This window comes from Parvibaculum sp. (genome assembly GCF_030651915.1).
Taxonomy (GTDB): Bacteria; Pseudomonadota; Alphaproteobacteria; order Parvibaculales; family Parvibaculaceae; genus Parvibaculum.
The window spans coordinates 457,374-472,661 of the sequence record NZ_JAUSBV010000002.1; the positions used below are offsets into that span (position 1 = coordinate 457,374).

Annotated in this window: 13 protein-coding genes; 5 read left to right on the forward strand and 8 right to left on the reverse strand. The window is 63.0% G+C overall.

All coding sequences use genetic code 11. The features are described from left to right. Nucleotides 1-2 precede the first annotated feature (2 nt). From ccoS to ccoN, 8 genes are all read right to left on the reverse strand, one after another. Nucleotides 3-191, reverse strand: a complete 189-nt coding sequence (ccoS, locus tag Q7V31_RS02715) for a cbb3-type cytochrome oxidase assembly protein CcoS (protein ID WP_304732278.1) — start codon at nt 189-191, stop codon at nt 3-5. Continuing rightward, nucleotides 188-2,407: a heavy metal translocating P-type ATPase gene (locus Q7V31_RS02720; RefSeq protein ID WP_304732279.1), complete on the reverse strand. Its 2,220-nt coding sequence runs from the start codon at nt 2,405-2,407 to the stop codon at nt 188-190. The genes ccoS and Q7V31_RS02720 overlap by 4 nt, the downstream gene beginning before the upstream one ends. Beyond that, on the reverse strand, nt 2,407-2,937 hold the full coding sequence (locus Q7V31_RS02725) for a FixH family protein (protein WP_304732280.1): 531 nt from the start codon (nt 2,935-2,937) through the stop codon (nt 2,407-2,409). The genes Q7V31_RS02720 and Q7V31_RS02725 overlap by 1 nt, the downstream gene beginning before the upstream one ends. Continuing rightward, nucleotides 2,934-4,475 carry a cytochrome c oxidase accessory protein CcoG gene (gene ccoG / locus Q7V31_RS02730; protein WP_304732281.1) on the reverse strand — a complete coding sequence of 514 codons (1,542 nt, stop codon included), beginning with the start codon at nt 4,473-4,475 and terminating at the stop codon, nt 2,934-2,936. The genes Q7V31_RS02725 and ccoG overlap by 4 nt, the downstream gene beginning before the upstream one ends. A 135-nt stretch (nt 4,476-4,610) precedes the next feature. Then, nucleotides 4,611-5,501 (reverse strand): cytochrome-c oxidase, cbb3-type subunit III, encoded by an 891-nt coding sequence (ccoP, locus tag Q7V31_RS02735; protein WP_304732282.1) that lies wholly within the window; start codon nt 5,499-5,501, stop codon nt 4,611-4,613. Beyond that, nucleotides 5,491-5,703: a cbb3-type cytochrome c oxidase subunit 3 gene (locus Q7V31_RS02740; protein ID WP_304732283.1), complete on the reverse strand. Its 213-nt coding sequence runs from the start codon at nt 5,701-5,703 to the stop codon at nt 5,491-5,493. Before Q7V31_RS02740 ends, ccoP begins: the two co-directional genes overlap by 11 nt. 8 nt (nt 5,704-5,711) lie before the next feature. Next, nucleotides 5,712-6,443 carry a cytochrome-c oxidase, cbb3-type subunit II gene (gene ccoO / locus Q7V31_RS02745; RefSeq protein ID WP_304732284.1) on the reverse strand — a complete coding sequence of 244 codons (732 nt, stop codon included), beginning with the start codon at nt 6,441-6,443 and terminating at the stop codon, nt 5,712-5,714. A 10-nt stretch (nt 6,444-6,453) separates the two neighbouring features. After that, a complete protein-coding gene (gene ccoN, locus Q7V31_RS02750) occupies nt 6,454-8,127 on the reverse strand; it encodes a cytochrome-c oxidase, cbb3-type subunit I (protein ID WP_370690621.1) in 1,674 nt (557 codons plus the stop codon). Nucleotides 8,128-8,732: 605 nt separating this feature from the next. Between ccoN and Q7V31_RS02755 the strand changes: the two genes are divergently transcribed. The 5 genes from Q7V31_RS02755 to Q7V31_RS02775 all read left to right on the forward strand — a co-directional run bounded on the left by Q7V31_RS02755 (nt 8,733) and on the right by Q7V31_RS02775 (nt 15,267). After that, nucleotides 8,733-11,096, forward strand: coding sequence for an RND family transporter (locus Q7V31_RS02755; RefSeq protein ID WP_304732285.1), 2,364 nt, complete (start codon nt 8,733-8,735; stop codon nt 11,094-11,096). A gap of 217 nt (nt 11,097-11,313) precedes the next feature. Continuing rightward, complete coding sequence (locus Q7V31_RS02760) at nt 11,314-11,925, forward strand: TetR/AcrR family transcriptional regulator (protein ID WP_304732286.1); 612 nt, start codon at nt 11,314-11,316, stop codon at nt 11,923-11,925. Between the two features lie 10 nt (nt 11,926-11,935). Further along, the gene (locus tag Q7V31_RS02765) at nt 11,936-12,856 is read left to right on the forward strand and encodes a VOC family protein (protein WP_304732287.1); all 921 of its coding nucleotides are present in this window, start codon (nt 11,936-11,938) and stop codon (nt 12,854-12,856) included. Between the two features lie 13 nt (nt 12,857-12,869). Further along, nucleotides 12,870-13,748 (forward strand): fumarylacetoacetate hydrolase family protein, encoded by an 879-nt coding sequence (locus Q7V31_RS02770; RefSeq protein ID WP_304732288.1) that lies wholly within the window; start codon nt 12,870-12,872, stop codon nt 13,746-13,748. Nucleotides 13,749-13,767: 19 nt separating this feature from the next. Continuing rightward, nucleotides 13,768-15,267, forward strand: a complete 1,500-nt coding sequence (locus Q7V31_RS02775) for a bifunctional 3-(3-hydroxy-phenyl)propionate/3-hydroxycinnamic acid hydroxylase (protein ID WP_304732289.1) — start codon at nt 13,768-13,770, stop codon at nt 15,265-15,267. Nucleotides 15,268-15,288: the final 21 nt, after the last annotated feature.

The window sequence follows — 15,288 nt, forward strand, 5'->3', positions numbered from 1 at the left end:
TGTCAGGAGGCTGGCCGGTCGTCGTCCGGTCTGTCCTGATAGGGACGATCGTCATCATCGTCGAAGAGAATACGTTCGGCCGCACCTTCGAGATCGTCATACTGTCCGCTCTTGAGCGACCAGAGAAAGGCGGCAAGGCCGAGCAGTCCAAGCAGCAGCGCTGCCGGGATCAGGAACACAAGAATGTTCATGGGCGTGCCTCGGCGGCTTTGCGCCGGCTCAGCCGCATCGCATTGCCGATCACCGTGATCGACGAACTCGACATCGCAATGGCAGCGACCAGCGGCGTCACGAAGCCGGCAACGGCCAGCGGCACGGCGACGGCGTTGTAAGCCAGCGCCAACCCGAAATTCTCGAACACCAGCCGCCGCGATTTCAGCGCGACGTCGATCGTCTCGATGACGGGGGCAAGACGCGCGCCCTGAAAAATGAAATCGGCCGCCGTCTGACTGACATCGGCGGCGTCGGCCGGCGAGATCGAAACATGCGCCGCGCGCAGCGCCGGCGCATCGTTGAGGCCGTCGCCGATCATCAATACCTTGCGTCCGGCGCGTGCCAGTTCTTCGAGCCGTGCGATTTTTTCGGCCGGCCGCGCGGCGGCGCGCCATTCGGCAACGCCCAGTGCATGCGCTGCCGCACGGACCGCCGGTTCGCGGTCTCCCGACAGCAGTTCGATCGCAAAACCCTTTCGTTTCAACGCGTCGATCGTGGCCCGCGCGTCGGGGCGCAGCGTGTCGGCGAAGCGGAAGCAAACGGGATCTCCCGCGCCGCGCCGGAGCCAGAGTTCGGGTCCGGCATGCTGCGCGGTGCTTGCATGCGCGCCGGCGAAATCGGCATTGCCGAGGCGGATGGCCGCGGTTCCAAGTTGCGCTTCCATGCCCATGCCCGGAACTTCGTTGACGTCGGTCAGGTCCATGGCCGCGATGCCGTTGCCGGCTTCGGCCAGCGCGCGCGCCAGCGGGTGGCGGCTCAATCGCGCCAGCGCGACCGCAAGCGCCAGATCGACCGGCGCAATATCGTCGCCATTGACAAGTTGTGGCCGTCCGAGCGTCAGCGTGCCGGTCTTGTCGAAGACGATGGTGTCGGCCTGCGCCAACCGTTCAAGGCCATCGGCCGCCTTGACGAAGACGCCCTGGCGGATCAGGCGGCCCGTCGCCACCACCTGCACCACGGGGACCGCAAGGCCGAGCGCACAGGGGCAGGTGATAATCAGCACGGCGATCGCATGGGTCAGCGCCGTTTCCCAATGGGCACCGAGCCAGAACCACAGGATCATCGTGGCGAAGGCCATGATGTGAACGGCGGGCGAATAGAAGCGCGCGGCGCGGTCGGCGATCCGCACGTAGCGGGCGCGGCCCTGTTCGGCCGATTCCATCAGCCGCACGATCTCGGCCAGCAGCGTATCGTCATCGCGTTTCGTGACGCGCATTGTCAGTGGCGCGCCGACATTGAGTGTTCCGGCATAGACTGCCGATCCGGGCTTCACGGCCTCGGGCAGGCTCTCGCCGGTGACGAGGCTGGTATCGATGTCACTGGTGCCGGTCAGGATTTCGCCATCGGCGGGAATGCGCGCACCGGCGGCAATCGCCAGCCGCATGCCGGGTTCGATACTCTCGACCGCGACCGAGCGTTGCGCACCGTCGGGACCGATGACGGTCGCGGCGGTTGCACGCAGACCGAGCAGGTTCTGTGCGGCCGAGCAGGCGCGGGCGCGGGCCTGCATATCGAGATAGCGCCCGATCAGCAGGAAGAAGAGCAGGGTCACACTGGCATCGAAATAGACATGCCGCGCATTGACGATGGTCTGCACCAGGCTCATCGAGGTTGCCAGAATGACCGCCAGCGCGATCGGCACATCCATGTTCATCGTGCCGGCGCGCAGTGCCTTCAGCGCCGAACGAAAGAAGGGCTGGCCGGCATAGGCAACCGCCGGCAGGGCGATCAGCGCGGAGACCCAATGGAAGAAGGCGCGCGTCGTCTCGTCCATGTCGGTGACGAGTCCCGACCAGACCGAGACCGACACCAGCATCACATTGGCGGCCGCGAACCCGGCCACGCCCATGGCGCGCAGCAGCGATTTCATTTCGGTCTCGTCCAGCGCCGAGGCGAGACGGGAATCGAATGGAACGGCGGTGAACCCGACCTCGGCAAGCCGTGCGACGATCGCGCCGGCCTTCAGCTTGCGCGGATCCCAGCGCACGGCGACGCGCTTTGTCGAGAGGTTGGCACGGGCATATTCCACGCCGGGAAGTTCATACAGGCCCCGTTCGACCTTGCGCAGGCAACCGGCGCAATGCATGTCCTGCACGACCAGATCAAGCTGCGCCCGGCCGCCCGGTGCGTCGCGGACAAACAGGCCGGGATCGGGCCGTGTGGGATCGAGCATTGCCTCGGCGGCATGGCTCATCAGTTGGTTTCCCGGGTAATGATGGCGCGCTGTTCCTGCACGAATGTCTCGCCGGCCGGTCCCTGCGCCGCGATCCGCACCAGCCAGTTGCCGTCATGGGCGAGATTGAAAACCGTTTCGTAAGTGCCCGCGCTCGTTTCCGCGAGCGGAAGTCGCTGATCCTCGCCGGCTGCGACCGGCCGCCAGAACAGGCCCTCGACCTCAAGGCCGCTCAGCGGCGCACCACCGGCTCCGGCAAAGGCAACGGTCAGCCGCGTGCCGCCTGCCGGTGCCGGATCGGTTGCGATCGCCGCGGTCCAGCCGAGGCGGCGCTGCTCGTCCATCTGCTCAAGCAGGTGGTTGTAGGCGCGGCCCTTCTGGTAGGCGCCCTCGACCTCCACGCCGTCGAATGTCGAAAGTGCCGCATAGATGAAGTAGCCATTGACCGCAAAGACGATGCCGAAAAATCCGATGAAGGACGCCAGCACGCGCCGGCCTGTCCATGCGCCGAAGCGGCCACCGTGTCGATCGTCGCGCTTTCCGGCCATCATTTCACGGGTCCCCTGAAGCTCGATTCCCGTTCGACCTTCTGGCCGGTCGCGAGATCGGTTGCCACAAATGTCAGCATGCCTTCGCCGTCACGGAGTCTATCCAGCCGTTCGGCCGGCAGGATGACGAAGAAACGGGCCATCCGCAGCGTATCGACCCCGACCACCACCGTCGAGCCTTCCTCGCCGGCGAGGGCGGGCCTTGAGAGAACTGCGCCTTCGAGTCCTTCGACATCGATGCGGAAGACGCGCTCCGCGTGCTCCTTGTTGACGATTTTCAGCTCATAGCCGTTGCGAATGCTGCCGTCGGCGAGCGTGACGAAAAGCGGATTGCGGTCGTGCAGGACGCTGAGTTCGAGCGTTGAGCGATTGATCAGCGCGACCAGCATGATGAGGCCGACAATCGCCAGTGCCGCCATATAGACGAGCGTGCGCGGGCGCAGAAGGTTGAGGCGCTGCGGTTCCCCGGCCTGACGGCGCTCCTGGTTCCTGAGCGTGTCGTAGGCAATCAGGCCACGCGGTCGTTCGACCCGGTCCATGATGGCATCACAGGCATCGATGCAGAGTGCACACTGGATGCATTCGAGCTGCATGCCGTCGCGAATATCGATGCCCATCGGGCAAACGGCGACGCACTGGCCGCAATCGATACAGTCGCCGCGACCTTCCCAGCTCGCACCTTTCTTGTGCGCCCCGCGCGATTCGCCGCGATCTTCCTTGTAGGAAACCAGCAGCGATTCCTCGTCGAACATCGCGCCCTGAATGCGCGGCCAGGGGCACATGTAGATGCAGACCTGTTCGCGTGCGAGGCCGCCCAGCAGATAGGTCGTTGAGGCGAAGATGGCGATCGAGATATAGGCGATCGGCGGCGCTTCGAACCGGGCGAGATCGACGGCGAGTGTCGGCGCATCGGCAAAATAGAAAACCCAGGCGCCGCCGGTCGCCAGCGCAATCAGGATCCAGACCAGGTGTTTGGCGGCCTTGCGCGCGAGCTTGCCGGCACTCCAGGGCGATCTGTCGAGGCGGATGCGCGCCGAGCGGTCGCCTTCGAAGAAGCGTTCGACATGAATGAAGAGGTCGGTCCAGACGGTCTGCGGGCAGGTGTAGCCGCACCAGACGCGCCCGGCGAGGCTGGTCACGAGGAACAGCGTCAGCGAGGCGAGAATCAGAAGGCCGGTGATGTAGTAGAATTCCTGCGGCCAGATTTCGAGAAAGAAAAAATAGAACCGCCGCGACGGAAAATCGAGCAGCACCGCCTGGTCGGGAAGGCCGGCGCCGCGGTCCCAGCGCAGCCATGGCGTGACGTAGTAGATCGTCAGCGTCAGCGCCATGATGACCCATTTCAACCGGCGGAACGTGCCGCCGACCAGTTTCGGGTAGATCTTGACGCGGCTGGCATAAAGCGAGCGGTTCTTTTCGGCGTTGACGGCCGTATACCGTTCGCCGTCATCGCCATGCGGATTGGCCGCACGGACATTGTCGGCCGCTTCGGCGGCAAGGCGTTCGAGATCGGTAACAGTGGTCGTGGCGCTGTCGGCCATTTTTTACTCACGCGGCGCTTGTGGGACCGGATGCGTCGGCGCCGCCTGTCCGTCGCTTGCAGCGGACGAACAAGGCAACTGCCGACACCGGCAGCCTGTCCGCCGCCGCGATAACGGTCCCTCAGGGCGCGGCGTCTATTCGCCGCCTCCCAGAGAATGAACATACAGCGTCAGCGCGTTGATTGTGCCCGCATCCAGCCTTCCGCCCCAAGCCGGCATGACGCCGCTGCGTCCGTTTGACACGGACTCGATGATCGATGCGCGCTCGCCGCCGTAAAGCCAGACGGCATCGGTCAGGTTCGGCGCACCGAGTTCGCGGTTGCCCTGACCGTCCGCCCCGTGACAGGTCACGCATTGTTCACCGAATATTTCGGCGCCGCGCGTTGCTGCTTCGGCATCGTCGGCGCGTCCGGACAGTGCCAGAACGAATTCCGCCACATCGGCGATCTCCCGACGCGTCAGTACACCATCGCGGCCATAGGCCATCATCACATTCTGGCGCGTATTGTCGTCGGCTTCCCAGCGGATGCCGTGGGTCAGCGTGTAGTGAATGTCGCCCAGTGTGCCGCCCCAGAGCCAGACGTCGTCGTTGAGGTTGGGAAAGCCCCAGGAGCCCTGAGCGCCCGAGCCGTGACACGGCGCGCAATTGTCGCCGAATGCCGCCTTGCCGGCAGCAAGGCTCACTTCCATCAGAGTCGGGTCGGCGGCGGTGTCCTCGAGCGCCAGCGTGGCGATCTGCTGCATTTCGTCGGCGCGTCCTTCGGCGACGGCGCCAAGCTCACGCGCCACGACTTCGCGCTGGTCATAGCCGATCACGCCCTTCGTGTAGGTCCAGCCCTCGGTTGAAAGGTAGGGCCAGGCCGGCATCACGATCCAATAGGCGAACGACCAGATGATGCAGGCGTAGAAGGTGTAGAGCCACCATTTCGGCATCGGATTGTCGAGCTCGCGGATGCCGTCCCACTCGTGACCGGTCGTTTCGACGCCCGTGACGTCGTCAATTTCGTTTTTCGGGCTATCGCTCATTTTTTGCCTCCATGCGGTCACCCGCCTTGTCTTCGGGTCCGTCGCCGTCCTGGAGCGGTAAGCGCGCCAGCCTGTCGAATGTCTGCCTGTTGCCGGGCCGCAATGCGTAGAACAGCACCATGGCGAAGAGCACCATCATCAGCACCAGGCCGCCGGCGCCCGCCCATGTTCGTACCAGTGAATAGGTTGTTTCGGGTTCCATCTGGCGGCCTATTGCTTGAAGTCAGTGGTTTCGTAGGCGTTGAAATCGACCAGTGTGCCCAGCATCTGCAGATAGGCGATCAGCGCATCGAGTTCGGAAATCATTGCGGGGTTGCCGTCGAAGTCGCGGGCAAGAGCTTTCGGATAGCGCTGCATCAGCTGGTCCGTGTCAGCAAAGGGCGTTGCCTGGGCCTCGAGATCGGCCTTGGCATTCTCGATGGCCTCGGCGTCATAAGGTACGCCGGCGATCGACAGGGCCTTCAAGGCACCGCCGATGTTGCGGTAGTTGAGCGGCGTCGTTTCGAGGAAGGGATAGCCGGGCATCACCGATTCAGGCACGACGGAACGCGGATCCGCCATGTGCAGGCGGTGCCACTCGTCCGAATACTTGCCGCCGACGCGGGCGAGATCCGGACCCGTCCGCTTCGAGCCCCACTGGAAGGGATGGTCGTATTTGCTTTCGGCCGCCAGCGAGTAGTGTCCGTAGCGTTCGACCTCCGAGCGCAGCGAGCGGATCATCTTGCTGTGGCAGGCGTAGCAACCTTCGCGGATATAGATGTTGCGGCCGGCGAGCTCGAGCGGACTGTAGGGACGAACGCCCTTGACGTCCTCGATGGTGCTCTTGATCAGGAAGGTCGGCACGATTTCGACGAGACCGCCGATGGCGACGACGATCAGCGTCAGCACCAGCAGCAGCATCGGGCTCTTTTCGATCGTGGCGTGTGTGAACTTCTTTTTCATCGGGTCCCCCTCACTCTGCCGGCTGCGCGGCAGCGCGGACTGGCATCTGCAGGGGCTCGCTTTCGCGAACGCGACCCTTGATGGTCATCCAGCAATTGTAGACCATGATCAGCGCACCGGTGAGGAAGAGCAGGCCGCCCAATGCACGGATCACATAGAACGGATGCATCGCCTCGACGGTTTCGACGAAGGAATATTCGAGGAAACCCTGTGCGTCATAGGCGCGCCACATCAGGCCCTGCAGGATGCCCGACACCCACATCGAAGTGATGTAGAGGACGATCCCGAGCGTGGCGATCCAGAAGTGCCAGCTCACCAGCGCCATCGAGTAAAGCCGCTCGCGCTTCCAGAGCCAGGGCACCAGGCAATAGATGGCGCCGAAAGAAACGAAGCCGACCCAGCCGAGTGCGCCGGAATGCACATGGCCGACGGTCCAGTCGGTGTAATGCGAGAGCGAATTGACCGCCTTGATCGACATGACCGGACCTTCGAAGGTCGACATGCCGTAGAAGGCGACCGAGACCACCAGCATGCGGATCACGGGGTCGGTCCGGAGCTTGTCCCAGGCGCCCGACAGCGTCATCAATCCGTTGATCATGCCGCCCCAGGAGGGCATCCACAGCATGATCGAGAAGGTCATGCCCAGCGTCTGCGCCCAGTCGGGCAGGGCCGTGAAATGCAGATGATGCGGGCCCGCCCAGATATAGAGGAAGATCAGCGACCAGAAATGAATGATCGAGAGGCGGTAGGAATAGACCGGCCGCTCGGCGCGCTTCGGGATGAAGTAGTACATCATGCCGAGGAAGCCGGCGGTCAGGAAGAAGCCCACCGCGTTATGGCCATACCACCACTGGATCAGTGCGTCCTGCACGCCCGGAAAGAGTGCATAGCTCTTGGAGGAGGTCCAGGTCTCGGGAATCGCCAGATTGTTGCCGATGTGAAGCATCGCAATCGTGACGATGAAGGCGAGATAGAACCAGTTGGCCACGTAGATATGCGGTTCGCGCCGGCGCGCCAGCGTTGCCATGAAGACCAGCAGGTAGGTCACCCAGACGATGGTCAGCCAGATATCGGCATACCATTCGGGTTCGGCATATTCCTTCGACTGGGTAACGCCCATCAGATAGCCGGTCGCGGCGACCACGATGAACAGCTGATAGCCCCAGAAGACGAACCAGGGGGCGATGTCGCCGGCGAGGCGGGCGCGGCTGGTGCGCTGCACGACATAGAACGAGGTGGCGATCAGCGCGTTGCCGCCGAAGGCAAAGATCACCGCTGAGGTGTGCAGCGGGCGCAGGCGGCCGAAATTGAGGAAATTCGTGTCGAAATTGAGCGCCGGGAATGCCAGCTGGGAGGCGATGACGACGCCGACCAGGAAGCCCGCTATGCCCCAGAACAGGGTGGCAATAACGCCCGCCTTCACGACCGCGTCATTGTAATGCACCTCTTCGGACGCCGCCGGGCCGCGCTCCAGGGCATTGAAATGGCGCTGGCCGATCGCCAGCGCGCCGGCCGCGAAGGCCAGGGTAAACAGCCAGGCATGGGCGGCCATCGGCGCATCCTGCGCCTTGGCCGCGATTACGATGAATAGAAGTGCCCCTGCAATCAGCGATGCAACGACGGCCCAAGATGCCGTCGTCATCGTACCGGGAATGCGATGTCCCGGTGCCCCTGTAGCCGCCATATCCGATGCCCTCGCTCGTTGCCTCCAGTCCGGCCCGCGCCCGGCGAAAGGCGCGTGTCCGACTCGAAAACCTTATCATTACTGTGGAATTATATCGAATGTGCGTTTGCGCCGCTGCATCATCGTGTCGCATCGCAAATCCCGCCCCGGCGGGCATGCCGTCCGCCTCGCGTCGGGCCGCCGTCCCGCGCGAAGAAGGGTCGTTAACTATGTCCGGGTAAAACCGGCATGGTGGGTGCGTACACCGGACGTGGTGTTGTGCGTCGCACGCCGGAAAACATGCATTGTTGCAGCATTTGTTTCGGGTTGCGGTGTTGTGCAACGTATATTTTATGACTGTGCCAATCCCGACCGTCGTGATAGATAGTGCGGCCTGTGCGACCGGCGTTTCAACAACGCCGGATGCTGGGGGACGTTTCGACCGAATTGCCACAATGCCGACGCGCAGTCGTTCGCTCCAGGCGCCGGTTCGGATAATGCCCACCGCAAAGACCCCCAAAAGGGCGCGGTCGTCAGAACAAAGAATAGCGGGAAATTCCGCAATATCCTGAGCACTCCGATGCAGTCTCCGCAAAAAGACTGCACGTCCCAAAGGGGAGGTTATTTTGCAGCGTTTAGAAAATCTCGTATTCGGCTTGCGGGCGCCGATACTCGTTGTCCTTTTCTTCTTCACCCTGGTGATGGGTTTCTTCGCGGTCCAGCTGAAGATGGACGCCGGCTTTACCAAGATGCTGCCGATCGGTCATTCCTACATCGAGACGTTCTTCGAGTATTCGGAGAGTTTCGGTGGCGGCAACCGCGTGCTGGTGGTGCTGGAAAACAAGGAAGGCGACATTTTCCAGCGCGACTTCCTCTACACGCTCAACAATGCGACACAGGATCTCTTTTATATTCCGGGCATCGCGCGCCATACGGTGACATCGCTCTGGACACCCAACACGCGGTTTATCGCAGTGACGGAAGAAGGTCTGGAGGCCGGCGACGTGATCCCGGCCAATTTTTCCGGCACCGATCGCGACATCAATGTGGTGATGCAGAACACGTTGCGCGCCGAGCTGGTCGGCCGTCTCGTTTCCACTGACTTCAAGGCGGCGATGATCCGCGCCGAGTTGCAGGACTTCAATCCGGAGACGCAGGCGCGCCTCGACTATTTCGATGTGGCGCGCAAGCTCGAAACCGAGCTGCGCGACAAATATGTCTCCGACACGGTCGATGTGAAGATCGTCGGCTTTGCCAAGCTGACCGGCGATATTGCCGATGGGGCGGGCTCGGTTGTCCGGTTTTTCGCCGTTGCCTTCGCTCTCACCTGCTTCATGATGTGGCTCTATTGCCGGTCGTGGATTCTGACGATGGTGACCGTTGGCGCGTCGCTCTGCTCGCTGGTCTGGCAATTCGGCTTGCTGCATATTCTCGGCTTCGGCCTCGATCCGCTGGGCGTGCTGGTGCCGTTCCTTGTCTTTGCCATCGGCGTCAGTCACGGCGTTCAGCAGATCAATATGGTCGGCGCTGAAATGGCCGCGGGTCTCAACAAAAACCAGGCGGCGCGGGCGACCTTCACCTTTCTCTTTCGCCCGGGTGTCGTTGCGCTTTTGACGACACTGGCCGGCTTCGGCACGCTTTATATCATTCCGATCGGCATGATTCAGGAACTGGCGATCACGGCATCGATCGGTCTCGGATTCAAGATCATCTCCAACCTCATCATGCTGCCGCTTCTCGTCTCCTATGTCGCACCGCCTGAAGAGGAATACGGCGCTAAGGTTCGCCGTGCGATGGAGACGCGCGCCAAGCTCTGGCCGGCGCTCTCGCAGCTCGCAAAGCCGGCCCTTGCATTCCCGTTTGTCTTTGTTTGCATCATCATTGCGTTGGCTGCCATTTATGGCGCACGCGACAAGCAGATCGGCGACGTGCATGCAGGTGCTGGCGAGTTGTGGCCGGATTCGCGTTACAACCAGGATAGTCGGTATATCGCACAGGCCTTCAATCTCGGCCTCAACGTCCTGACGGTGATCGTCGAATCCGACAGCGTCGTCTGCATCGACTATGAAAAAATGCGCCATCTCGAAAAATTCAGCTGGTACATGCGCAATGTCGATGGTGTGCAGTCGGTGATCAGTCTTCCGATCCTCGCCCGCGCCATCAACAGTATGTGGCAGGAAGGAAATCCGAAGTGGCGCAATCTGCCGCGCAATTCGTCGGCGCTCGCACAGGCGACGTCGAGCATCTCGAGTGCGTCGGGCATCGTGAATACGGACTGCTCGACGGCGGCTGTCGCGATTTTCGTGGCCGACACCAAGGCCGGGACAGTCAAGCATGTCGTTAACGAGCTTGAAGCCTGGATGAAGGCGCCCGGGAACCAGTATGAAGGTCTCAACCTGCGCATCGGCACCGGCAACGTGCCGATCGTGGCGGCGACCAACGAGATCGTGCACAAGTCCGAGCTGCCGATGCTGCTCTATGTGTATGCGGTCGTGATGACGCTGGTGATCCTCACCTACCGCGAATGGCGCGGTGCGCTCTGCTGCGTCTTGCCGCTTATTCTCGCCACCCTGATCGGTGACTGGTTCCTGACTGCCTTCGGAATCGGCCTCAAAATATCGACGCTGCCGGTGCTCGCCATCGCGGTCGGCATCGGCGTCGACTATGGCATCTATGAGTACAACCGGATGCAGCGCTACATGCGTATGGGCAAGACGCCGCATGAGGCTTATCTGCAGGCACTCTATGATGTGGGTTCGGCGACGATGTTCACCGGCTTCACGCTGGCCATCGGCGTTTCGACCTGGGCCTTCTCGGCGCTGAAGTTCCAGGCCGATATGGGTTTGCTGCTGACCTTCATGTTCATCGTCAACATGCTGGGTGCGGTGACCCTGCTGCCGGCGCTGATCGCGGTCTTCGAATATATCTGGCCGCTGAAGCGCAAGCCGCTTTCGGAGGTCGAAGCGCGGGCCGTGATGCGCGGCCACTGAGTTTCATCTCATAACAGACGGCGAAAGGGCGGCCCTCTCCGGAGGTGCCGCCCTTTCTTTTTGGCAGATTTCTGCGATTTCTGACGCTTTTTCCCACTCAATTTGACTAATCGGTCACTTTATGACTAAATGGTCATATCGAGATCGGGAGGCGATTTTGGCCGGCAGAACAGCAGCACATAAGTCGGAAGAGGCGGGGTCGCGTCGGCGGGCGCAGATGCGGTCTGTGCTGGTCGAGGCGGCAATGCAACTCTTCGCGCGGCAAGGGGTCGACGCGACCACCATCGACGAGATCGTGGTCCTGGCCGGCGTTGCCAAGGGGACCTTCTACAATTACTTCACCGATCGCGCCGACATTGCGCGCGCCGTTGCGGCGGCCATTCGTCATGAGTTCAACGCTGCCGTCGCCGAGCTCAACGAAGGCATCGACGATCCTGCGGTGCGCGTTTCGCGCGGCGTCAGGCTCTTCATGGCCGTCGTCACGCGCGATCCGGTCAAGGCCTCGATGCTCGCGCGCCTCTATGAGAGCGGCGCGGCGGTCGACGCACAGGGCAACGAGCATCTGCTTGGCGATATTCGCGACGGTGTTGCCAAGGGCCAGTTCGTCATTCCGGGCGAGGCGGCGGCCGTGCATCTCGTCGTCGGCTTGGGCACGACGGCGATGCGGCACCTGCTCGACAACGGTACCGACCCAGAAATTCTGAAGGGCGAGGGCTATGCGCGCGACATCGCGACCGTGCTGTTGCGCGGGCTCGGCGTTGCCGAGCCCGCCATTGCGGATGTTCTCGCTTATCCATTCGACGTCTCGCAGATTTCCGTCTTCAAATGAGGAGACAAGCATGATCAAGGTCACAGACATCGCCTATGTGCGCTTCCGGGCGCCGGACCTCGAGGCGATGGAGGAGTTTCTCATCGAGTTCGGGCTGGTGCGGGCCGCGCGCGACACGGATCGCCTCTATATGCGCGGCACCGATCCACGTCCCTTCGGTCACGTGACGGAGAAAGGCGAAGCGGGATTTGCGGGCCTCGGCTTCTATGCCGAATGCCTCGACGATCTCTCCCGGCTTGCCACCGAAAACGGCGTCGCGGTTGAGGACAATCCGTCGCCAGGCGGCGGCAAGATCGTACGACTGACCGATCCCGACGGTTTCCCGGTCGACGTCGTCGCCGGCCAGACAAAGCCGGCGGCGCTGCCGCTTCAGCGCAAACTTGTTCACAATGACGGCAATGCGCGGCCCCGTGTCGGCGATCCGTTGCGCGTCGCGCCCGGGCCCTCGCAGGTCAAACGTCTCGGTCATGCGGTCATCAATGTCACCGATTTTCGCCGGAGCGAGGCCTGGTACAAAAACCAGCTTGGTTTTGTCACCTCCGACGAGATCGAACTTGCGCCCGGCACGCCGCTTGGTGCCTTTATGCGCTGCGATCGCGGCGCGGCCTATGTCGATCATCACACTGTTTTTCTCGTCGGCACCGGTAACCCGGGTTTCAACCACGCCGCCTTCGAGGTCGCCCATATGGACGATCTGATGGCGGGCCATGATCACCTGTCCAGGGCCGGCCGCCGGCATGAATGGGGTGTCGGCCGGCACATTCTCGGCAGCCAGATTTTCGACTACTGGCGCGATCCCTGGGGCCACACGGTCGAGCACTGGACTGACGGCGATCTTTTCAACAACGAGACCCCGCCTCATGTCGCGGCGCTCGACACGCTCATCGGCAATCAATGGGGCCCGCCCGCACCGCCGAGCATGGGCAGCTAGGAAGGAATATCAGATGAAACTCGCTACCTTTACCGCCGCCGGCGTCACGCGCATCGGCGTGGTGCGCGATGGCGGCATCGCCGACCTCTCCGTCGCCGCGCCCGAATTGCCGCGCGACATGAAGGATTTTCTGCGTGCCGGCGATGCCGCGCTCAAGCGGGCAGGCGCGGCGGCGGCCTCAGCGCCGCTCCTGCCGCTTGTCGATGTGGTGCTCGAGGCGCCGGTGCCGCATCCCGGCAAGGTGCTCGCCATCGGCCTCAACTATCGCGATCATGTGGAGGAGTCCGGCCAGCCTCTGCCTGAGCATCAGGTCTGGTTCAACAAACAGCACAATTGCATCGTTGGGCCGCATGCCGAGGTGGCGTTGCCATCGGTCTCGGCCTTTCTCGATTACGAGGCCGAGATGTGCTTCGTCATCGGCAAGCGCTGCAAGCATGTGCCGGCCGAACGCGCGCATGAGGTGATCGCCGGCTATTTCGTCGGCAACGATGTCAGCGTGCGCGATTGGCAACTGCGTACCAATACCTGGCAGATCGGCAAGAGCTTCGACACGCATGGCCCGATCGGCCCGTGGATCGTGACGCCTGACGAAGTCGGCGACCCGCATGCGCTCGACATCAAGTGCTGGGTCAATGGCGAACTCCGGCAGAACTCCAACACGAAGCATCTGATCTTCAACTGCTTCGACCAGGTCGCGCATCTGACCCAGGCCTTCACGCTCGATGTCGGCGATGTGATCTTCACCGGCACTTCTTCGGGTGTCGGCGGTGCGATGAAGCCGCCGCAGTTCCTGAAAGTGGGAGATGTCGTTCGTGTCGAGGTCGAGAAGCTCGGCGCCATCGAGAATGTCGTTGTGCCGGAAATCGCCGAGACCGTCATCGAGGCGGCGTAAGAAGACAGGGGAGTGAGCGATGAAGCGCGAGGAAACGGACGTTCTGATCGTCGGGCTCGGCCCGGTCGGTGCGGCGCTCGCTGTCTATCTCGGGAGCAGCGGTGTTTCCACCATTGCGATCGAGCGCGATACCGGCGTCTATCCGCTTCCACGCGCCGCTCATCTCGATCACGAAACGATGCGCCTCCTTCATCTCGCGGGCGGCGCCGAGGCCGTGGCGAAGGCGAGCCAACCGCTCTCGGCCTATGAGTTCCGCAACGGCGCGGGTGAACTCCTGATGGGCTTCCGGCCCGAAGGGGATCTCGCGCCGACCGGCTGGCCCACGTCTTCGATGTTCCACCAGCCGACGCTCGAGGATGCGCTCCGCGCCCGCCTCGCCAAAATTCCCTGCGTCTCCGTGCGGCTCGGTCACGCGCTTTCCACTTATGAAGAAAATGGCGGGGGCATTGTTGCGACGGTTGCCGGGCCGGATGTCGCCCACGAAATCGCAGCGCGTTTGATCGTCGGCTGCGATGGCGGCAACAGCGTTGTGCGCCGCGTCGCGGGCATCGCGCTCGACGATCTCGGCTTCGACGAACCCTGGCTCGTCATCGACACGCGGCTGAAGAACGGCGTCGAACGCCTTTCGACCATCGGCCTGCAGCATTGCGATCCCGCCCGCCCCGTTACCTCGATGCCGATGTCGCCCGGCCGCCACCGCTGGGAATTCATGCTGATGCCGGGCGAGACGGCGGAAGACGTCATGAGCGATGCCAGGCTCGCCGCCATGCTCGCGCCCTTCGCCGATCCGGCCTCGCTCGACATCGAGCGCCGGGCGGTCTACCGCTTTCATGCGCTCATCGCGCGGCAATGGCGCAAAGGTCACACGCTTCTCGCGGGCGATGCCGCGCATCAGATGCCACCGTTCATGGGGCAGGGCCTCTGCTCGGGCACGCGCGACGCGGCGAACCTCGCCTGGAAGATCGAGGCCGTCTTGCGCGGCCGAGCGAACGAAAGCCTTCTCGACAGCTATCAGGCCGAGCGTGAACCCCATGTGCGCATGATCACCGAAATGGCGGTGGCGATGGGCAAGGTCGTCTGCACGCAGGATGCCGAGGCCGCCCGCCTGCGCGACGAGAACATGCTGGCGACGCCGGAAGCGGCGCGCCGCAGCGCCATGCCGGGGCTTGACGGCCTGAAATCCGGCGTGCTGCCGGGCGGTGGCGCCGTCTTTCCGGAGCCCTGGCTTCCCACCGGCGCGCGGCTCGACGATCTGGTGCGCTATGCGCCGATCCTGATTGTGCGCGACGAATGCGAGGCCTCGGCGGCTTTCGGTGACCGCGGTGGCTTCGTCGCCCGCGCCGGTTTCTTTGCCGACAGCCATGGCGACCTTGCCGCCCTGATGGGCGATGCCGCCGCCGTGCTGGTGCGGCCCGACCGCCATGTCTTCGGCGTGGGCGCGACGGCCACGCTGGTGGCTGCGTGGAATGCCTATCTCGCCAGCGGCGTTGCGAAAGCGGAGGCGATCGCCGCCGCCTGAATTTGCTATGCGGCGAACGCG